Source organism: Saccharopolyspora sp. NPDC002578, from assembly GCF_053592695.1.
Genome location: NZ_JBSFWJ010000001.1, coordinates 85852 through 106580 on the forward strand (window position 1 = coordinate 85852; position 20729 = coordinate 106580).

Consider the following 20729-nt stretch of genomic DNA (forward strand, 5'->3'; position numbering starts at 1 on the left):
CGATCGCGCGTCACCGCCGGGCGCTGAGCCGCCCGGCGCGGAACGCGCCCGGGGTGATGCCGTAGCAGCGGCGGAACCAACGCGTCAGGTGCGCCTGGTCGGCGAACCCGCAGCGCGCCGCGGCCTCGGCCGCACCGGCGCCGGCCCCCAGCAGCCGCCGCGCCTCCCGCAACCGCAGTTGCCGCTGGTAGGCGCCCGGTGCGAGACCGTGCGCGGCGGTGAACGCGCGGCTGAGCGCGAACCGGCTGCACCCGGCGACCTCCGCGAGGCGCTGCGCGGAGAAGTCCTCGGCGACGTGCGCGTGCAGGTAGTCCCGCGCCGCCCGCACCCCCGCCGGAATCGGGCGCACCGCCGGTTCCCAGTCGATCGGCGGCGCGCGCAGCGAACCGCGCCGCACCATCGCGTACACCGTGCGGCGCAACGCCTCGTCGCGGGTGAGGGCGCTCTCCTCGTCCAGCAGCGTCCGGTTGAGGTCGCTCACGGCCCGCGCCAGCAGCGGATCGTGCAGCACCGGCTCGGCGAACAGCGGCAGCGCGCCCGCGGCGTGCCCGGCCGCGTCGGCCAGCACCTCCGCGACGACCTCCGGTCCGATGTGGACGATGCGGTAGGTGAAGCCCTCCGCGATGGCGGAGTGCCCGTCGTGGGTCTCGTCCGGGTTGAACGCCATCACCATGCCCGCCGCGCTGATCCGCGCCGCGCCCCGGCAGCGGAACGTCTGCGCCCCGGTCTCGGTCACGCCGAACGAGTACGCGTCGTGGCTGTGGCGTTCGTAGGTGTGGTCGCGGAAGAACGCGTGCATCGCCTCCAGCGACGTGTCCGGCCGGCGCCGGTAGTGGATCCATTCGAGCTCGTCTCGCACCCCGCCAGTCTGCCCCCGGCCCGCATCGAGCCCGCGCACCAGCGTTCAAGACCGCGGCGCCGCGACCGCCGCAGGATGCGCTCATGGCAGCACAGACCAAGATCGCCGTCGTGGTCCGCGAGGACCTCGCCGCCTGGCAACGGCTGAACGTGACCGCTTTCCTGACCAGCGGTATCACCGCCGCGAATCCCGGCCTCGTCGGTGAGCCGTACGCCGACGCCGACGACGTCGGCTACCTTCCGCTACTGGGCGAACCGGTGCTGGTCTACGCGGCCACCACCGAGGAGCTCAAGCAGGTGCACCGCAAGGCGCTGGACCGGGAGCTGCGGCTCGCCGTCTACACCGCGGACATGTTCCGCACCGGCAACGACGAGGACAACCGGGCGGCGGTGCGCGCCGTGTCCACCGCGGACCTGGACCTGGTGGGCGTCGCCCTGCACGCGGGGCGCAACGCGGTGGACAAGGTGTGCAAGGGCCTCAGCCTGCATCCGTGAGCGCGACGCAGATCAGGTGAGGCGTTCTGGCAGATGGGCAGGCCCCTCAGGCCCCGCTCGTGAACCCGGCGCCGTCGCCTTCGGAGATCATCCGCATCCCCGCGGTCGTCTCGTCGAGCAGCGCCGCGAGGATGTCGGGCAGCTCGGTGCCGTCGGTGCACACCAGCCATTCCCGCATCGCGGAGCCGAAGCACGTCATCATCAGCATCGCCCACGTGTAGAGCCGGGGCTGCGGGCAGGCGCCGTCGCCGCAGTGCTCGGCGAGCGCGGCGGCCACCTCGTGCACCCAGCGCCGGTGCATCAGGTGCGACTCGTAGTCCCCGGTGGCCTCCAGCGAATCCAGCAGTTGCGCGCGCATCAGGTGCTGCTGGCGGTCGGCCTGGATGCGGCGGGCCGTGTCGAACATGGCCGCGGCGAGCTTGCGCATCGGGTGCTCCCCGGCCGGCCGGGACAGCAGCACCTCGCGCAGCCGCTCCTGCTCGCGCAGTGAATCGCCGAACAGGACGGCGTCCTTGCTGGGGAAGTGGCGGAAGAAGGTGCGCGGCGCGATGTCGGCGGCCTCGGCGATCTGCTCCACGGTGGTCGCGTCGAAGCCCTGCTCGGTGAACAGCCGCAGCGCCGCCTCCTCGATGCCCGCGCGGGTGCGCGCGGTCCGGCGCCGCCTGCGGTCGGCGGGCTCGGCGGGGGACACGGGGGCGGCGGTCATGCGACCCAGGTTCACCCGGAGTTCGGGCGGCGTCAACGGTGACTGATGTCATGAGTGACAAATGGCAGTCGTGACATAACGTGGACCGGCAAGCCCTACGCCTGTGAACAAGGAGAACGTCGTGTCCGGTTCCCACCCCGAGTCGGGCGGTGCGCATCCCGCCGCCGACGGCCCGGTCACCGAAGGCGAGCGCCGCGCCATCGCCGACGGCATCGACCTGCGGGTGTACCGCAGCCGCTGGGCCACCTTGCTGGTGCTGTGCCTGGCGCTGTCGACCACGATGCTGGCCAACACCTCCCTCGGCGTCGCGCTGCCGTTCCTGTCCCAGGACCTCGGCTCGTCGCTGTCTGACCAGCAGTGGTTCAGCAACGCCTACGCGCTGGTGTTCGCGGGACTGCTGTTCACCACCTCCACGCTCGCCGACCGCTACGGGCGCAAGGTGATGCTGCAGGCAGGCCTGATCCTGTTCGGGGCCGTCTCGCTGTACGTGTGGCTGTTCGTGGCCTCCAGCGCCGAGCTGATCGCCGCGCGCGGCCTGCTGGGCCTCGGCGCCTCGATGATCATGCCGGTGACGCTGTCCATCCTGACCAGCGTGTTCCCCAGCTCCGAGCGCACCAAGGCGGTCGGGGTGTGGGCCGCGGTCTCCGGTGCGGGAACCGCACTCGGCCCGGTGATCGCCGGGCTGCTGCTGGAATTCACCACCTGGCACGCCGTGTTCGCGATCAACATCCCCGTCGTGGTCGTCGCCGTGCTCGCCGGGATTCGGTACGTGCCGAAGAACGCTGGCAGCGCCGCACCCGTCGAAGGCGGTCACGGCGGCATCGACATCGGCGGCGCGATCCTGTCCACCGCGGGCATCACCGTCGTCGTCTACGGCCTCATCGACGCCCAGCACGTCGGCTGGACCGCCCCGCGCACCCTGATCATGGTCGCGGCCGGCCTCGTGCTGGTCGGGCTGTTCGTGCTGTGGGAGCGCCGCGCCACGGACCCGATGCTGGACGTGAACCTGTTCCGCAACGCCGGGTTCTCCTCCTCGGCGGTGGCGCTGACGCTGGTGTTCTTCGCGATGATCGGCGTGTTCTTCTCGCTGAGCCAGACGCTGATCCTCGTGTTCGGCTACTCGCCGCTGGGCTCCTCGGTGGCCATGCTGCCGATGTCGGTGATGATGGTGCTGGTCGCCCCGCAGGTCGCGGGCATCGTCGCCCGCTTCGGGCCGCGCGCCACCATCACCACCGGCCTGGTGCTCGCCGCCTGCGGCATGGCCGGGCTCAGCACGCTGACCGTGGACTCGGGCTACCTGAACCTGCTGCTGCCGCTGGCGCTGACCTCGGGCGGCATGTCGCTGGCGATGGCCCCGGCCACCGACCAGCTGATGGCGAACGTGCCGCGGGCGCGGGCGGGCATGGGCTCGGCCACCAACGACGTGACCCGCGAGGTCGGCGCCTCGCTGGGCGTCGCCGTGCTCGGCAGCGTCCTCGGCAGCGTCTACTCGACGCAGCTGGGGCCGGCCGTCGCCGGTCTCGCGCCGGAGGCCCAGGCGATGGCGAAGGAATCGCTGCCCGGCGGCCTGCAGGTCGCCGCCTCCCTCGGGCAGCAGGGCGCGGCCCTCGCCCAGGACGTCATGATGTCCTGGATGGGCGGCATGCGGTTCGCGAACCTCGCCGGTGCCGGGCTGATCCTGGCCGCCGCGCTGGTCGCCTGGATCTGGATGCCCCGCAAGGCCGCCCACACCGACGCCCCGGTCGACTCCGCCGCCGAACACGGCGACGACCGGCCCGCCGAGAACGTCGGCGGCTGACCGGCGAACACCACCGGCTTGCGTTGATCACGCGGCGGGTGTCCGATGGGAGACCACCGGGCACCCGCCGTCGTCGTCGCGGGAGGAGGTCGCCGATGCCGCAGTGGCTGAACTGGCCGCTGGTCCGCCAGCTCACCGGCTCCGACCCGCTCGGACGCGGCACCGCCGCCCGCTCCCGCCGCACCGAGGACCTCCGCGCCCGCACCGAGCAGGCCGACGAGGTCGTGCGCTCGGTGTGCCCGTACTGCGCGGTGGGCTGCGGCCAGCAGGTGTTCGTGCGCGACGGCGAGATCACCCAGATCGAAGGCGACCCGGACTCACCCATCAGCCGCGGCAGGCTGTGCCCGAAGGGCTCCGCGAGCCGCGAACTGGTCACCTCGCCCGGCAGGCAGACCAAAATCCGCTACCGGCGCCCGCACGGCACCGACTGGGAGGACCTGGACCTCGACACCGCGCTGGACATGATCGCCGACCGCGTGCTCGCCACGCGCGACGCCACCTGGCAGCGAACCGACGATCAAGGCCGGACGCTGCACCGCACCATGGGCATCGCGAGCCTCGGAGGAGCGACCCTCGACAACGAGGAGAACTACCTCATGAAGAAGCTCTACACCGCCCTGGGCGCGATCCAGGTGGAGAACCAGGCGCGCATTTGACACTCCTCCACGGTTCCCGGTCTGGGGACCTCGTTCGGGCGCGGAGGGGCCACGACCTTCCTGCAGGACCTGGCCAACGCCGACTGCATCCTCATCCAGGGCTCCAACATGGCCGAAGCGCACCCCGTCGGATTCCAGTGGGTGATGGAGGCCAAGCGCCGCGGCGCGCACGTGATCCACGTGGATCCGCGGTTCACCCGCACCTCGGCCGTCGCCGACAAGCACGTGCCGCTGCGCGCGGGCAGCGACATCGCTTTCCTCGGCGGGCTGATCCACCACGTGCTGGAGCACGACGCCTACTTCCACGACTACGTCGTGAACTACACCAACGCGGCGATGATCGTCGGCGAGGACTTCGAGGACACCGAAGACCTCGACGGCCTGTTCTCCGGGTTCGACGCCACCGAAGGCGCCTACGACCCGGCGAGCTGGCAGTACGAGGGCACCGACGCCGTGCCCGCGGTCTCCGGGCACGGCCCGGAGACCGCACCCGGTGACTCCACCGCGCACGGCCGCGAACGGGCCAGCAGCGGACCCGAGCGCGCCGGCTCCGGCGGACCCGTCTACCACGGCCGCCCCGAGACGGACCCCACGCTGCGGCACCCGCGCTGCGTGTTCCAGCTGCTGCGCAAGCACTTCGCCCGCTACACCCCGGAGATGGTCGAGCAGGTCTGCGGCGTGCCCGCGGCGGACTTCCGGCACGTCGCCGAGGCGCTGACCGCGAACTCGGGGCGGGAGCGCACCAGCACCATCGCCTACGCCGTCGGCTGGACCCACCACACGGTGGGCGTGCAGTACATCCGGGCCGCGTCGATCCTGCAGCTGCTGCTGGGCAACGTCGGCCGGCCCGGCGCCGGAATCCTCGCGCTGCGCGGACACGCCAGCATCCAGGGCTCCACCGACATCCCCACCCTGTTCAACCTGCTGCCCGGCTACATCCCGATGCCGCACGCGCACACCGACCACGACCTCGACGCGTTCGTCGCCCAGGACGAGAGCGCGCGCGGCTACTGGGGCAACATGCGCTCCTACGTGGTGAGCCTGCTCAAGGCGTGGTGGGGTGAGACGGCGACCGCGGACAACGACTTCCGCTTCGGCGACCTGCCGCGGCTCACCGGCGATCACGGCAGCTTCCAGACCGTCGCCGACCAGATCGACGGCAAGGTCAAGGGCTACTTCGTCATCGGCGAGAACCCCGCGGTGGGCACCGCGAACTCCCGCCAGCAGCGGCTGGGGCTGGCAAACCTGGACTGGCTGGTGATCCGCGACCTCAACATGATCGAGACCGCCACGTTCTGGCGCGACGGCCCGGAGATCGACAGCGGCGAACTGTCCACAGCGGACATCGGAACCGAGGTGTTCTTCCTGCCCGCCGCCGCCCACACCGAGAAGGACGGCACCTTCACCAACACCCAGCGGCTGCTGCAATGGCACCACAAGGCCGTCGAACCGCGCGACGACCAGCGCAGCGACCTCTGGTTCTACTACCACCTCGGCCGCAGGCTCCGGGACAAGCTCACCCAACGGCAACCGCAGCGCAACGCCGAGCAGCGCGCCGACGACCGCGCGCTGCTCGACCTCACCTGGGACTACCCGACGCACGGTCCGCTCGACGAACCGAGTGCCGCGGCGGTGCTGCGCGAGATCAACGGCACCGACGCCACCGGCGCCGCGCTGCCCGGCTACACCGCGCTGGAAGCGGACGGCTCCACCTCCTGCGGCTGCTGGATCTACAGCGGCGTGTTCGCCGACGAGACCAACCAGTCCGCCCGCCGCAGACCCGGGCGCGAGCAGAGCTGGGTCGCGCCCGAATGGGGCTGGGCGTGGCCCGCGAACCGGCGCACCCTCTACAACCGCGCCTCCGCCGACCCGCAGGGCAGGCCGTGGAGCGAGCGCAAGGCCTACGTCTGGTGGGACGCCGGCGCGGGGGAGTGGACCGGGCACGACGTACCCGACTTCGACAAGGCCAAGCACCCCGGCTACCGGCCCGCCGACGACGCCACCGGACCCGCAGGCATCGCGGGCACCGACCCGTTCATCATGCAGAGCGACGGCCGCGGCTGGCTCTACGTCCCCGCCGGACTCGTCGACGGGCCGCTGCCCGCGCACTACGAACCGCAGGAATCACCGCTGGCCAACCCGCTGCACGACCACCAGCAGCGCAACCCCGCCCGCCAGACCTACCAGCGCCCCGAGAACCGCTACCAGCCCAGCGGATCCGAACCCGGCGCCGAGGTCTACCCGTACGTGTTCACCACGTTCCGGCTCACCGAGCACCACACCGCGGGCGGCATGAGCCGCTGGCTGCGCCACCTCTGCGAACTCGCCCCCGCCATGTTCCTGGAGGTCTCCCCGGAACTCGCCGCCGAACGCGGGCTCGACCACCTCGGCTGGGCCACCGTCGTCACCGCCCGCAGCGCCATCGAAGGCCGGGTGCTGGTGACCCGCCGGATCAGGCCGCTGCGCTTCGGCGACCGCACCCTGCACCAGATCGGTCTGCCCTGGCACTGGGGACCGAACGGGATCACCACCGGCGACGCCGCGAACGAGCTGATCGGCGTGTCCCTGGACCCCAACGTGCACATCATGGAGACCAAGGCGGGCACCTGCGACATCCGGCCCGGCCGCCGCCCGCGCGGACCGGCGCTCGCCGCCTACGTCGCCGCATACCGCAGGCGCGCGGGCATCACCGAACGCACCGGAACCGAACACGCCGACGACCCCCGCGAAAGCGGGCGATGAGAAGGGAGCGACGCGTGGCCGACCGGACCGAGCAGCACCGCCTCAGCGGCCCGCTGGCCGACCCCGCCGCCGACGCCGGGTACACCGAACACCCCGAGCGCGTCGGGTTCTTCACCGACACCAGCGTGTGCATCGGCTGCAAGGCCTGCGAGGTCGCGTGCAAGGAGTGGAACCTGCTGCCCGAGGACGGCCTGGAGCTCACCGGCATGTCCTACGACAACACCGGGGACCTCGGCGCGAGCACCTGGCGGCACGTCGCGTTCGTCGAACAGGAGGTCACCACCACCGACCTCGGCTTGCCCGGCATGGCACCACCCGGCGAGGACGCCGCCCACGAAGCGGGCGGCGTGCGGTGGCTGATGTCCTCCGACGTGTGCAAGCACTGCACCCACGCCGCCTGCCTCGACGTGTGCCCGACCGGTGCGCTGATCCGCACCGAGCACGGCACCGTGTTCGTCCAGGACGACATCTGCAACGGCTGCGGCTACTGCGTGCCCGCCTGCCCCTACGGGGTGATCGACATCCGGCCCGGCGACGGCGGCGCGTTCAAGTGCACGATGTGCCAGGACCGGCTCGGCGCCGGGCTCGCCCCGGCCTGCGCCACGGCGTGCCCCACCGAGTCCATCCAGTTCGGGCCGCTCGACGAACTGCGCGAACGCGCCGCGCTGCGCGTCGACGAGCTGCACGGGCGCGGCGAGACCGGTGCGCGGCTCTACGGCCACGAACCCGACGACGGCGTCGGGGGAGACGGCGCCTTCTTCCTGCTGCTCGACGAACCCGAGGTGTACGGACTGCCACCGGACCCGGTGGTGACCACCCGGGACCTGCCGTCGATGTGGCGCCACGCCGGGGCCGCAGCCGGTGCGGCGGCGGCCGTCATCGCGGCCTGCTTCGTCGGAAGGCGCCGGTGATGGGCGGGCGCAGGGGCAAGGGCCGCGGCGAATCGATCGTGCCGGACGCGGAGTTCCGCTCCTACTACGGCCGCCAGATCATCAAGACCCCTACGTGGAAGGTGCCCGACGTCCCGGCCTACCTGTTCCTCGGCGGCCTCGCCGGAGCCTCCGCCACCATGGCGGCGCTGGCGGACCTGACGGGACGGCCTCGACTGCGCGGAGCCGGGCGGCTGGCCGCGGCCGCCGGAGCGGGCGCCAGCGTCATCGCGCTCATCCACGACCTGGGCAGGCCCGCCCGGTTCCTGCACATGCTGCGGGTGTTCAAACCGACCTCGCCGCTGAGCGTCGGCTCCTGGATCCTCGCGCCGTTCTCCGGGGTCGCCGCCGCAGCCGCCGCCAGCGAGGTCACCGGGCTGCTACCCGGACTCGGCAGGCTCAGCGGACTCGTCTCCGGGCTGGTGGCGCCCGCGATGACGACCTACACGGCGGTGCTGCTCGCCGACACCGCCGTGCCCGGCTGGCACGAGGTGCACCGGGAACTGCCGTTCGTGTTCGCGGGCAGCGCCGTGTCCACCGCGGGCGGTCTCGCGCTGCTGAGCGTTCCCGTCGGCGAAGCGGGCCCCGCGCGGCGCATGGCGGTCGCGGGCGCGGTGCTGGAGCTGGGCGCGGAGGAACTCATGCTCCGCGACGCCGGGCTCGTCGCCGAGGCCTACCGCACGGGCACACCGGGCGCGGTGCTGCGCGCGGCGAAGGCGCTGACCTGCGTGGCAGCGGTCGCGACCGCGGTGGCGGGCCGGGACCGGCGGGTCGCGGCGGTCGCGGGGCTGTGCCTGGGAGTCGCCGGTGCCGCCACCCGCTACGGCATCTTCGAAGCCGGCCGCGTCTCGGCGCGCGACCCGAAGTACACGGTCGTCCCGCAGCGGGAACGGCTCGCCCGCATCGAATCCGAGTGATCTCGCGAAACCGCCCGGACCGCACCGCAGCGCCGTGTAGGGTTCGTCCATGCTTGATCGGCCGGAGCCCGTCGACCGGCCACGCCGGTGCTCACGACGTGCCCTCGGGCCGATCCGCGCGGTAGCGGCCGATCGCTTTCGCACAAGGGGAATCCCTACCGGTGTCCCGAACCGGCCGTGGAGCCGTGGACGCCGTCGTAGCGTGGGGCGTCCCGCACGCCCGGCCGCGCGCGGGACGTGACCGTCTTCGACCGGCGGCAGGCCCGACACGTCAGTTCGCACGAGGAGAATCACCATGACCGCCGCGTCGAGGTCCGGGACCGAATCGATGCTCACCGGCACCGACCTGGTCTGCTCTTTCGGACCCACCCCAGCGCTGCGCGGGGCCGAGCTCGCGGTCGACGCCGGTGAGGTCGTCGCCGTCGTCGGCGCGTCCGGCTCCGGGAAGTCGACGTTGCTGCACTGCCTGGCCGGCGTGGTCCCCCCCGAATCGGGCACGGTCCGCTTCCGCGGCCGCGACGTCACCGCCATGACCGACGACGAGCGCAGCGCCCTGCGGCGCAGCGAATTCGGCTTCGTGTTCCAGTTCGGCCAGCTCGTCCCCGAGCTCAGCGTGCTGGAGAACATCGCGCTGCCGCTGCGGCTCAACGGCGTCGCCCGCCGCAAGGCGGAAGCCCGCGCCCGCGACTGGGCGGAGAAGCTGGAGGTGGCGGGGCAGTCCGACAAGCGCCCCGGCGAGATCTCCGGCGGGCAGGGACAGCGCGCCGCGCTGGCCCGCGCCTTGGTGGCCGACCCCGCGGTGATCTTCGCCGACGAGCCGACCGGCGCGCTCGACTCCGTCGGCGGCGAACAGGTGATGCGGCTGCTCGCGGAGACCGCCGCCGAATCGGGAAGCGCCGTGGTCCTGGTGACCCACGAGGCCAGCGTCGCCTCCTACGCCGACCGGGAGGTCGTGATCCGCGACGGCCGGACGCTGCTGGAGGAGACCGCACGATGAGCAGGCTGCGCACCTGGGCCGCCGACCTCGTCCTCGGCGTCCGGCTCGCCATCGGCGATCGCCACACCCCGTGGGGGCGCCTCGCGCTGATGACCGTCGGCGTGGGCATCGGCGTCACGGTCCTGCTGGCCAGCGCGGGGCTGCCGACGTGGCTCGACAACAGGGACCAGCGCTTGGCCGAGCGCGCCATGCCGGCCACCTCCAGCGTGACCGCCGAGACCCCCGCCGCGGTGCTCGGCATGAACGGATCGACCTCGTTCCACGAACAGTCGATCCAGGGCAGGCTGCTGCAAGCACAACGCCCGGACGCGCCCGTGCCCCCGGGCTTGGACCGCGTGCCCGGTCCGGGCGAGCTGGTGGTGTCCCCGGCCCTCGGGGAACTGCTCGCCCAGCCCGAGTCCGAACTGCTGCGGCAACGACTGGCCGGGCACGTCGTCGGCCACATCGGCGACGCGGGCCTGCTCGCTCCCGGCGAGCTGTACTACTACGCGGGCACCACCGGCCTGACCGAGTGGAACGCGACCTACCGCGTCGACGACCACTTCGGTGAGCGCCGCGACAACGACGGCATGTCGCAGGACGCCTGGCTGCTGTGGATGACGGGCATCTGCGTGCTGCTCGTACCGGTGATCGTGTTCGTGGTGAGCACGGCCCGGCTCGCCGAAGCCGCCCGGCAGCGGCGGCTCGCCGCCCTCCGGCTGGTCGGCGCGGGTGCCTGGCAGGTGCGCCGCATCGCCTCCGGGGAAAGCCTCGTCGGAGCGCTCGCCGGGGTCGTCGCGGGCTGGGCGATGTTCCTGGGCGTTCGCGCGGTGGCGGGGAACGTGGAGGTGGCCACCAACTCCGTCTCCACCCAGGACCTGTCCCCGGTGTGGTGGCTCGCCGTCCTGATCAGCATCGGGGTGCCCGCGATGACGGTGGTCCTGTCGCTGGCGTCGCTGCGCGGCGCGGTCGACGACCCGCTGCGCTGGGTCCGGCAGGGCATGCCGGTGCGTCGGCGGCTGTGGGTGCGTTGCGTGCCGCTGGTCGCCGGCGTCGCGTTGATCGGCCTGACCGCCGCGATGCGCTGGACCAACGACGGGCTCTTCGTGTACATGCTGGTCAGCGCGGTCACGTTGATCCTCGTGTCGGTGCCGCTGCTGCTGCCGTGGACCGTGGACGCGCTGGCCCGCTCGTCGAGCGGGGGCCCGGTGGCCTGGCAGCTCGCGGTGCGCAGGCTGCACTTCACCAGCGGTACCGCCGCTCGTTCGGTCAGCGCCATCGCAGTGGTGGTCACCGGCGTGATCGGCCTCCAGACCCTGATCGCTTCCGTGGAGGCGACGGTGGGGGAGGACCGGGCGGTGCCGCTGCCGACTCCGGGGATCACGGTGTCGGCCCAGGAGGACCTGCAGGGCCGTGACGGGCTCGCGTCCGCGCTCACCGAGATCAGCTCGCTGCCCGGCGTCCACGCCGTGGTCGGCGGGCACTCCGCGAGCCTGACGTCCGGCGACGAGTCGCCGCATCGCTCGGTGGCGATCGCGGACTGCGCCACCATCGCCCGCGACACCGAGCTCGAGCCCGAGGAGTGCGCGGACGGAGCGGCGTACCGCACCGCGACCGGACGTGGTGAGAACGTCCAGGGAGATGGGGCTGATCGACCGCTGCGGGAGGGCGAGCTGTTCGAGATCTTCGGTCGCGGTTCCCTGGCCACGGGGCCGGGCACGGTGGCCTGGCAGGTGCCGCCGCACCAGGACATCGAGGAGCCGACCGACGACCTGAAGTCCGCGGACCTCGTGCTCACACCCGCCGCGGCCGTCGGCATCCCGATGGACATGCGCTCGGTCTGGCTGGACATCGAGACCGATGGCCCGGTCGCGCCGGAACTGCTGGAGTCGGTGCGCAACGTGGTGGCCGCGAACCTGACCGGCGGATCGGTCAACACCTCCTACAGCGACCAAAACCTGACCGAGACCGTAGAGCAGATCCGCGCGGTCAAGCACGCGCTGCTGCTCGGAGCGCTGGTGACGTTCTCCCTCATCGGGTGCAGCCTGCTGGTCACCGCGATCGAGCAGATCCAGGAGCGGACCCGGCCGATGGCGGTGCTCGGGGCCGTCGGCGCCCGGCGCAGCACGCTCGTGTGGTCGGCGTTCCTGCAGAACGCGGTGCCGATGCTGCTCACTGCGGTGCTCGCGGTGCCGATCGGGCTGGGGCTGGGGACGTTGCTGATCGTGACGCTGTTCCGGATCTACCCGGTGTTCGACCTGGCGGGGATGGGCGTGGTGCTCAGCTTCGCCGCCGTGTCGGTCCTGGTCGTGACCGCGCTGACCGCTCCCGCGCTGTCCCGCGCCATGAGCTCGGAAGGCCTCCACACCGAGTAATTCGCACGCAGTCCCTCCCTCTGCCGAGCGCGCCGCAAATTCTCTACAGTCACGATTCATTCAGTGTCGAGTGAAATTAACGCTCGACAGCAACAACCACACAACCGGCAACAGAGCAGAAAAGCACGCGCTACTTCAGGCGCCTGCGGCGCAGGTCGGAACGGACGTCCCACACCGTCCACCAGACGCCGGCCAGCGCCACCGCGCCCAACAACAACAGCAGCAGGTACTGGGCCATCGCAGAACTCCCGGAAAGGCCTCGGAGAGAGCGCCGGCGGACTCGGTCGCAGCCGCGCCGCGGGCACCGCGTCCGGTGGTCTCGGCACCTGACGCGGCTCCGAGCCTAGTGAGGTTTGCCTCCTGATCGCCGGACGAGCGCACCCGTCCGCGATCACCACGGACGACCGGATCGGGCAGCCCGGCCGGGTGACGCCCCGGCATGTCCGCCCCGGTCCGTGACCGCCGGACTCGGACGATGGTGGGTCGCCGGGCAACGAACTCGACCGGCCCGGGGATGGAGGTGCTTCGCAGTCATGTCCCCCGCGCACCAGGTGGTGTTGGCCGAGGCGATGAGCACGCACGGCGAAGTCGGCGCGATGACCTTGACCGCCGGTGGCCTGCTCGGATTCGTCGCGCTGTATCGCCGACGGCGGGCCACACTGTCGAAGCGGCGGGCGAGGGTGGTGAGCAGGTCGGACCTGGCCGACCCCCTGGTCCCGCGGCAGTGAGGTGACGCCGGCGACCGGCCACCGCACCACCGCTGTTCGTCAAGGGGGAGTGACGAATGACCGGAACCAGAAGGGACGGCGAACGGGCGACGGAGCAGGGCGAGGCCGACGGGGATCGGGCCGCGGCGGGCGGAGCGACGACGCCGCGGCCTCGTGAAGCCGAAGGCCCGCCGACGTCACCCGACCCGTCCGCGCCGACCGAGCCGATCTCGCCGTGGCGGGTGATCGCCCCGCCGCGCCCGGCGCCACCGGCACCGGGCGGCCCGCTGCGCACGTCGCTGGCGCTCGGCGCCGGACGGGTCGTGGCGAGCATGTCGCGCCGGCTGCGCTTGGGCAGCGGCGGCATGATCGGCGGCAGGCTCGCGCTGAGCCTGCAACCCGGACTGCTCGCCAAGCTCGCCGCGGGCCGCCGGATCGTCATGATCACCGGGACCAACGGCAAGACCACCACGACCGCGCTCGTCGCTGAAGCGCTGCGCAGCCGAGGCGCGGCCACCAGCAACGTCACCGGGGCCAACATGCTCGACGGGCACGTGGCGGCGCTGATGACCGACCTGTCCGCGCCGTTCGCCGCGCTGGAGGTCGACGAGCTGCACCTCGCGCAGGTCACCGCGGAGTTCGCCCCCTCGGTGATCCTGCTGCTCAACCTCAGCCGGGACCAGATGGACCGGGTCGGCGAGATCCGCACCGTGCAGCGCAGCCTGCGCACCGCCCTGGAACGGGCACCGCAGACCCGGGTGGTGGCCAACCGCGACGACCCGAACATCGTCTCCATCGGCGCCGGGCACCCGTCGGTGACCTGGGTGTCCGGTGGCGCGCGGTGGACGCACGACGCGCTGAACTGCCCGCGCTGCGGAGCGTTCCTCACCGACCTCGACGGGCCCTGGCACTGCGAATGCGGGCTCTCGCGCCCGGACGCCGACTGGACGGTCACCGAGACCGGCGTGATCGGCCCGGACGGCGTGGAACACCCGCTGGACCTGGCGCTTCCCGGCCACGTGAACCGGATCAACGCGACGTTCGCCGTGGCGGCGGCCGCCGAGCTCGGCTGCGACCCCGCCGAAGTGCTGCGCCGCGTCGCGGACCTGCGCCAGGCCAGCGGGCGCTACTCGACGGTGCTGCTCGACGACCGGGTCGTGCGGTTGCTGCTGGCGAAGAACCCGGCGAGCTGGCTGGAGATGCTCGACCTCGTCTCCGGGCACGACCGCCCGCTGATCCTGGCGGTCAACAGCAGGGAAGCCGACGGCTACGACGTGTCGTGGCTGTGGGACGTGGACTTCGAGGCGCTGCGGGGGAGGTCGGTGCTGGTGACCGGGGACCGGGGATTGGACCTGGCGGTGCGGCTGCGGTACGCGGGGGTGTCCTGCGAGGTGACCGCCACCGCGCAGGACGCGCTGGTCCGCAGCGGGCCGGAACCGGACGTGGTCGCGAACTACACCGCGTTCCGCGACCTGCTGGCCCGGAGCGTGGCCCGATGAGCGGCGAGGGCGTGCGGATCGCGCTGGTGCTGCCGGACCTGCTGGGAACCTACGGGGATCGCGGGAACATGCTGGTGCTGGAGCGGCGGCTGCACTGGCGGGGCATCCCGTCGGAGACGGTCACCGTGCTGTCCTCCTCCGCGTCGGTGCCCGACTCCTGCGACGTGTACCTGCTCGGCGGTGGTGAGGACGTGGCGCAGACCGCGGCGATGCGGGTGCTGTCCCGATCGCCGGGCCTGCAGCGCGCCGCGGCGCGCGGTGCTCCGGTGCTGGGGATCTGCGGTGGCCTCCAAGTGCTGGGCACCGAGTTCACGACCGGTGACGGGGTGCGCCACGAGGGGCTCGGGCTGGTCGACGCGGTCACCGAACCCGCGGGGGAGCGGGCGATCGGCGAGGTGACCACGGACTGCCTGCTCGCCGGGGTCGGCATGCTCACGGGTTTCGAGAACCACCTGGGCCGGACCCGTCTGGGTTCGGGGTCGATGCCGTTGGGGCGGGTCACCCGCGGGATCGGCAACGGCCCCGACCGCGCGGAGGGCGTGGTGCGCGGGCACGTGGTGTGCACCTACCTGCACGGGCCGATCCTGGCGCGCAATCCGGCGCTGGCGGATCTGCTGCTGGGCTGGGCGGTGGGGGCTCCGCTGCAGCCGATCGCCGAACCGGAGGAGCTCGCCGCGCTGCGCGTGGAGCGCAGCAGGATGCGCGCGCGCAACCCGAAGTGATCAGCGGCGGCGCTGCAGGGCGGCCCGGACTGGTTCCATCTCCGGGGCTTTGACCAGCAGCAGGCCGCCGAAGCTGACGGCGAGCACGACGACGCCGTCGACGACGAGCGTGAGCCAGGCACCGGCGATCACTCCGGTGGTGCCGAGCGCGGCGCTGAGGGCGGCGTCGGCGGCGACGGCGCAGCAGCATGCCACGGCGGTGACGGCGAGCGCGCGCAGGATGCTGAGCCCGGTGCGGCGGGTGCGGATGCCGCCGACCCGGGCGCTGAGCCAGAGCTGCCCGACGAGGGCGCCGACGACGAAGCTCAGCGACATGGCCAGCGCGACGCCCACCACGAGGTCCTGCGGATCGGTGGTGGCGAGGAACAGGTAGCACAGCGCCGCGCGGAAGCCGACCATGATCAGGTTGATGACGGTCGGGGTGCGGGCGTCCTTCATCGCGTAGAAGGCGCGCAGCTGCAGCATGGTGATCGCGAACGGCACGATGCCCAGCGCGCACACGCCGATGGTCGCGCCGAGCCGGTCGGCGGCGGCGATGCCGTTGTTGCCGAGCGAGAAGAACGCGATGCCGAGGGAGCCGCCCGCGACCAGCATCAGCGCGCTGATCGGCAGCAGCAGCACCGCGCTCATCCTGGTTCCCAGGGAGAGGTCGGCGACGAACTCGCGGGAGTCCGGGTCGGTCGCGGAGCGGCTGATGCGCGGCATGAGCGCCGTCAGCAGGGACACGCCGAGCACTCCGTAGGGCACTTGGGACAGCAGCCAGGCGTAGGTGAAGGTGGCGACGCTGCCTTCGGTGCCCTGCGCGCCGACCCGGGTGGTGACGATCATGCCGAGCTGGCTGATCAGGGTGTAGAGCACGACCCAGCCGGCGAGCGAGGCGAACTCGCCGAGCCGGTGGTCCCAGCCCCACCGCCAGCGGTATCGGAACCCGGTGCGGCGCAGCGCGATGGCGACCACGAGGCTCTGCGCGACGATGCCGAGCGCGGTGCCGATGCCGAGGACCAGCAGCTTCGGTTCGCCCATGCGCACCGGGTCGAGCGAGATGGTGCCGGGCAGCAGCACGAACACTCCGGCGGTGGCGAGCACGACGACGTTGTTGAGCACCGGTGCCCAGGCGGGCGGTCCGAACACGTGCCGCGCGTTGAGCACCGCTGAGAGCAGCGCGGACAGGCCGTAAAAGAGGATCGCGGGCAGCAGCAGGTAGGCGAACGCGGTGGTCAGCGCGGTGTTCGCGCGGGTGTCGGCGCCGAGGTAGAGGGCGGTGAGCAGGGGAGCGGTGGCCACGGCCAGGACGGTGGCGCCCGCCATCAGCACCCCGCCTGTGGTGATCAGCCATTGCGCGTAGGACTCGCCGTCGCGTTCCCCGCGTTGCTGCGCCCGCACGAGCAGCGGGACGGCGACGCTGGTGAGCACACCGCCGAGCAGGAGTTCGTTGACGACGGTCGGCAGGGTGTTGGCGACCGTGTAGGAGTCGTTGACCATGCCGAGTCCGAGGACGGCGACCAGCACGACCTTCGCGGCCAGGCCGGTGATGCGGCTGACGATGGTGGCGATGGCCATCGTGCCGCCCGCCCGTGCCAGCGACGGCGGCCGGCGTGCTGATTCGGCCTGTTCGACCACGGTGCCCCCAACCGTCCCCTGATCCGTGCCCTCGGCGACTGTGGCACGGATCAGGCAGGCCCGCGTCCCGGTTCACCGGGCGGGTGAGGCCGGTGGCGGTTCGTGACAGGCTGGTGGCCGTCCGCACGATCGTCGGTGCGGCGGAGAGGTGTGCGCCATGATCGCCGTGGGTGGAGTGCTCGTGCTGGCGGGCTTGATCACGCTCGTGGTCGGGGACTGGAGCGGGCAGTGGTGGTTGCTGCCCGGTGGCCTGATCGCGGCCGGGATCGGGGTGCTGGTGGCCGGGGTGGTGGCGCGGGTGCGCCGCAGGCTCGCCCCGCTGCGGGCGGCTCGCCGGGTCGCGTCGTCGGCTCCCGGCACGGGTGGGCCGGTGCAGCGGCTGCGCGCGATCCCGTCGATGATCGCGGCGCCGTGGCGCGGTGGGGAGGCGGCGGTGCCGCGGTACCAGACGGTGCTGTGGCTGGCGGGGGTGCTGTACTTGATCTGGCCGCTCGACGTGATCCCGGACCTGTTGCCGCTGGTGGGGATCACCGATGACATCGGGGTCGGTGCCTGGCTGGTCACGAGCCTCTACGCGGAGGCGGGCAACCAGATCGCCCGGCAGCGCGCGATCGGTGCCGCGGAGCAGGACTGACTCCTGGTCAGCGTCGGTCGCCCGCCGGGCTCGGTTCGCGGCGGGCGAAGCGGCTGAGCAGCCCGTGGTCGATCGACCAGCGCCCGCCGTTGAACCCGAGGGCGAGCGCGGCGACTCCGATGACCAGCACGAGTTCGTAGCCGTTGGGGCTGAACAGCCCGTAGGGCAGGTGCACGAACCAGGCCGCGCCGGCCATGAGCAGTGCGATGAGCACTCCGACGATCGGCAGCAGCAGGCCGAGGATGAGCAGCGCGCCGCCGACGATCTCGACGAGCACGGTGAACCAGGCGGCGATCGCGGGCAGCGGGATGCCCAGCCGCCCGAAGGCGTCGCTGATCATCGGCATGCCGAGCCCGAGGAACTTCTGCAGGCCGTGGGCGATGAGCACGATGCCGATGGCGAGCCGGGCGATGAAGGCGAACAGGTCTCGCGCGATGTCCATGAGCTCTCCCGGATGTCGCGGCGCTGGTGCGGCGTCGGAGAGGTGTCTGGGGGCTCCAGTGTGCGGGCGGGTTCGGCGGCGGGCATTCCAGGTCGGGACACGCCTGTGGCCCCCGGCAATGCCGGGGGCCACAGGTTCGGGAGTGCTCGGATCGTCTCGCGGGGTCAGCCCTTGAGCAGCGCCCGGGCCATCACCATGCGCTGGATCTGGTTGGTGCCCTCGTAGATCTGGGTGATCTTGGCGTCGCGCATCATCCGTTCGACCGGGAAGTCGCGGGTGTAGCCGGCGCCGCCGAAAAGCTGCACGGCGTCGGTGGTGACCTCCATGGCCACGTCGGAGGCGAAGCACTTCGCGGCGGCGGAGATGAACCCGAGATTGCCCTCACCGCGCTCGGCGCGGGCCGCGGAGATGTAGACCATGTGCCGGGCGGCCTCGATCTTCATCGCCATGTCGGCGAGCATGAACTGCACGCCCTGGAAGTCGCTGATGGACTTGCCGAACTGCTTGCGCTCCTTGACGTAGTCGATCGCCGCGTCCAGTGCGCCCTGGGCGATGCCGATGGCCTGGGCGCCGATGGTGGGGCGGGTGTGGTCGAGGGTGCGCAGCGCGGTCTTGAAGCCGGTGCCGGGCTCGCCGATGATGCGGTCGCCGGGGATGGTGCAGTCCTCGAAGTAGAGCTCCACGGTGGGCGAGCCCTTGATGCCGAGCTTCTTCTCCTTCGGGCCGACGACGAAGCCCGGGTCGTCCTTGTGCACGACGAACGCGCTGATGCCGTTGGCGCCCTTGTCGGGGTCGGTCACGGCCATGACGGTGTACCAGCTGGACACGCCGCCGTTGGTGATCCAGCACTTGCTGCCGTTGAGCACCCAGTTGTCGCCGTCGCGGTGGGCGCGGGTCTTCATGGAGCCCGCGTCGGAACCGGCTTCGCGCTCCGACAGCGCGTAGGAGGCGGTGGCGTTGCCCGCGGCGAGGTCGCCGAGGACCTTCTTCTTGAGGTCCTCGGAGCCGGACAGGATGATCGGCATGGTGCCGAGCTTGTTCACCGCGGGGATCAGCGAGGACGAGGCGCAGACGCGGGCGACTTCCTCGATGACGATGCAGGTGGCGATGGAGTCGGCGCCTTCGCCGCCGTAGACCTCGGGCACGTGCACGGCGGCGAAACCGGCCTTGACCAGGGCGTCGAGCGCTTCCTGGGGGTAGCGCTCCTGCTCGTCGACGTCGGCGGCGTGCGGCGCGATCTCCTTCTCGGCGAGTGCGCGCACCGCTTCGCGCAGGGCGTCGTGCTCGTCGGCCAGCCGGTAGGTCTCGAAGTTCGGGTTCACCGCTTGCCTCCCGTCTCCAGCGTGCCGCTGGGGTCGTGGTGATCGCCGGATCCGGGTGCGCGGGCTGCTGCCGCGCCGCATCCTCGTTCGCCGGAATCCTAACGGCACGCAGTGCCACCTACAATCAGGGTGGGTATATTTCGGCCATGCCCGAGCAGCCCCGACCGCGAGCCGGTCGCACTCCGCAGGGACGTCGCCGGATCCGCGGCACGGTGTCGCTGGCGGCGCTGGACCTGTTCGCGGCCAACGGGTTCGAGGCGACCACGGTGGACCAGATCGCCGAGGCGGCGGGCGTCGGCAGGCGCACCTTCTTCCGGTACTTCCGGTCCAAGGAGGACGCCGTGTTCGGTGATCACGAGGAGCGGCTCGCCGACGTCGCGGAGTTCCTGGAGGGCGCCACCGGTGCCGAGGAGCCGCTGCTGGTGGTGAGCCGGGCCGCCGAGGAGGTGCTGGACACCTACCTCGCCGAACCCGAGGTGTCGCTGCAGCGCTTCGCGCTGACCCGGCAGGTGTCGTCGTTGCGGGACAAGGAGATCGCCAGCACCGACGGCTACCAGCGGGCGTTCGCCCGCTACCTGCGGGGCCGCTACGCCCACGAGCAGGACGGGGCGCTGCGGGCGGCGGTGGCCGCGGCGGCGATCGTGGCCGCGCACAACCAGGTGCTGCGGGAATGGCTCAAGAGCGGCGCGGAGCTCGACGCGCGCACCCGGCTGCGCGGAGCTCTGGCGGTCGTGCGCACCGGCCTGGCCTCGGCCTGGGAGGGCGCCGGTGAGGACGTCGTCGTCGGTGTCGTGCGCACCGGGGCACCCGCCGCGGCGGTGCTCAAACAGCTGGAGGAAGCGCTCCGGGGTCTGCCCGAGGCCGGCCGGTAACGGCACTTGGTGTCAACGCTCGCCGCGCGCTTCGGCACACCGCTGGAATCGCTGGAGCGGAACCGCGTGACGCAGTGCTGAGGAGAACGGACCGCCGAGCGGTGCGGGCTCGGCGGTCGTGAACCGATGCGTGCGGCCGGTGCGGCGCCGACGTTCAGTCGTAGCCGCGGATCAGGTGGCTCTCGTCGGTTTCTTCGAGGTCGTAGGGCCACGGCTGCCGGTGCTGTGCTGGGATGGCGGCTTCCGGCATGAGGGTGTGCACGCTCCCACTGGGGGAGTCGAGGGCGTCGGCCCGGTCTCGCTCGGCGGGTTCCACTGTCTGCTCCTAGTCCTTCGGGTCTCGGGAGGGTACGGCCGATGGTCCTGGGGAGTGGTGTAGATCGCACTCCCGCCACGCCGTCGATACCTTCAGTGCACCGGAATGGACCTCGATGGCTCGGATGTCCGTGGACGAGGAGC

The 20729-nt window shown here is 72.1% G+C and carries 18 protein-coding genes; 12 read left to right on the forward strand and 6 right to left on the reverse strand.

Annotated elements, in window-relative coordinates; translation table 11 throughout:
- Positions 1-10 precede the first annotated feature (10 nt).
- Positions 11-859, reverse strand: a complete 849-nt coding sequence (locus ACWD38_RS00395) for an AraC family ligand binding domain-containing protein (protein WP_450122992.1) — start codon at positions 857-859, stop codon at positions 11-13.
- An 83-nt stretch (positions 860-942) separates the two neighbouring features.
- On the opposite strand from ACWD38_RS00395, the gene ACWD38_RS00400 reads away from it, so the two are divergent.
- A complete protein-coding gene (locus ACWD38_RS00400) occupies positions 943-1353 on the forward strand; it encodes a DUF2000 family protein (protein WP_450122993.1) in 411 nt (136 codons plus the stop codon).
- A gap of 46 nt (positions 1354-1399) precedes the next feature.
- Here ACWD38_RS00400 and ACWD38_RS00405 read toward each other — a convergent pair whose 3' ends face one another.
- Positions 1400-2059, reverse strand: coding sequence for a TetR family transcriptional regulator (locus ACWD38_RS00405; protein ID WP_184479215.1), 660 nt, complete (start codon positions 2057-2059; stop codon positions 1400-1402).
- 121 nt (positions 2060-2180) lie between these two features.
- On the opposite strand from ACWD38_RS00405, the gene ACWD38_RS00410 reads away from it, so the two are divergent.
- The 9 genes from ACWD38_RS00410 (at position 2181) to ACWD38_RS00450 (ending at position 15380) form a co-directional block, all read left to right on the forward strand.
- On the forward strand, positions 2181-3857 hold the full coding sequence (locus ACWD38_RS00410) for an MFS transporter (protein ID WP_450122994.1): 1677 nt from the start codon (positions 2181-2183) through the stop codon (positions 3855-3857).
- Positions 3858-3952: 95 nt separating this feature from the next.
- Positions 3953-7255 (forward strand): formate dehydrogenase, encoded by a 3303-nt coding sequence (fdh, locus tag ACWD38_RS00415; RefSeq protein WP_450122995.1) that lies wholly within the window; start codon positions 3953-3955, stop codon positions 7253-7255.
- Positions 7256-7269: 14 nt separating this feature from the next.
- Positions 7270-8166, forward strand: a complete 897-nt coding sequence (locus ACWD38_RS00420; RefSeq protein ID WP_343071375.1) for a 4Fe-4S dicluster domain-containing protein — start codon at positions 7270-7272, stop codon at positions 8164-8166.
- Positions 8166-9101, forward strand: coding sequence for an NrfD/PsrC family molybdoenzyme membrane anchor subunit (gene nrfD, locus ACWD38_RS00425; RefSeq protein WP_450122996.1), 936 nt, complete (start codon positions 8166-8168; stop codon positions 9099-9101). Before ACWD38_RS00420 ends, nrfD begins: the two co-directional genes overlap by 1 nt.
- A 295-nt stretch (positions 9102-9396) precedes the next feature.
- On the forward strand, positions 9397-10098 hold the full coding sequence (locus tag ACWD38_RS00430; protein WP_184479221.1) for an ABC transporter ATP-binding protein: 702 nt from the start codon (positions 9397-9399) through the stop codon (positions 10096-10098).
- On the forward strand, positions 10095-12452 hold the full coding sequence (locus tag ACWD38_RS00435) for an FtsX-like permease family protein (RefSeq protein ID WP_450122997.1): 2358 nt from the start codon (positions 10095-10097) through the stop codon (positions 12450-12452). The genes ACWD38_RS00430 and ACWD38_RS00435 overlap by 4 nt, the downstream gene beginning before the upstream one ends.
- A gap of 533 nt (positions 12453-12985) precedes the next feature.
- Complete coding sequence (locus ACWD38_RS00440) at positions 12986-13180, forward strand: MYXO-CTERM sorting domain-containing protein (protein ID WP_184479223.1); 195 nt, start codon at positions 12986-12988, stop codon at positions 13178-13180.
- 56 nt (positions 13181-13236) lie between these two features.
- The gene (locus ACWD38_RS00445) at positions 13237-14658 is read left to right on the forward strand and encodes a MurT ligase domain-containing protein (protein WP_184479224.1); all 1422 of its coding nucleotides are present in this window, start codon (positions 13237-13239) and stop codon (positions 14656-14658) included.
- On the forward strand, positions 14655-15380 hold the full coding sequence (locus ACWD38_RS00450; RefSeq protein ID WP_184479225.1) for a type 1 glutamine amidotransferase: 726 nt from the start codon (positions 14655-14657) through the stop codon (positions 15378-15380). Before ACWD38_RS00445 ends, ACWD38_RS00450 begins: the two co-directional genes overlap by 4 nt.
- Here ACWD38_RS00450 and murJ read toward each other — a convergent pair whose 3' ends face one another.
- A complete protein-coding gene (murJ, locus tag ACWD38_RS00455; RefSeq protein WP_184479226.1) occupies positions 15381-17000 on the reverse strand; it encodes a murein biosynthesis integral membrane protein MurJ in 1620 nt (539 codons plus the stop codon).
- Between the two features lie 157 nt (positions 17001-17157).
- Here murJ and ACWD38_RS00460 point away from each other — a divergent pair, with 157 nt between their 5' ends.
- Complete coding sequence (locus ACWD38_RS00460) at positions 17158-17634, forward strand: YkvA family protein (protein ID WP_184479227.1); 477 nt, start codon at positions 17158-17160, stop codon at positions 17632-17634.
- A 7-nt stretch (positions 17635-17641) separates the two neighbouring features.
- Here the strand turns inward: ACWD38_RS00460 and ACWD38_RS00465 are convergent, their stop codons facing one another.
- Positions 17642-18076, reverse strand: a complete 435-nt coding sequence (locus ACWD38_RS00465; protein ID WP_184479228.1) for a DoxX family protein — start codon at positions 18074-18076, stop codon at positions 17642-17644.
- A gap of 164 nt (positions 18077-18240) precedes the next feature.
- Entirely contained in the window at positions 18241-19398 is a 1158-nt protein-coding gene (locus ACWD38_RS00470) for an acyl-CoA dehydrogenase family protein (RefSeq protein WP_184479229.1), read from the reverse strand.
- Positions 19399-19544: 146 nt separating this feature from the next.
- Between ACWD38_RS00470 and ACWD38_RS00475 the strand changes: the two genes are divergently transcribed.
- On the forward strand, positions 19545-20270 hold the full coding sequence (locus ACWD38_RS00475) for a TetR family transcriptional regulator (protein ID WP_184479230.1): 726 nt from the start codon (positions 19545-19547) through the stop codon (positions 20268-20270).
- A 154-nt stretch (positions 20271-20424) separates the two neighbouring features.
- Here the strand turns inward: ACWD38_RS00475 and ACWD38_RS00480 are convergent, their stop codons facing one another.
- Entirely contained in the window at positions 20425-20586 is a 162-nt protein-coding gene (locus ACWD38_RS00480) for a hypothetical protein (RefSeq protein WP_184479231.1), read from the reverse strand.
- Positions 20587-20729: the final 143 nt, after the last annotated feature.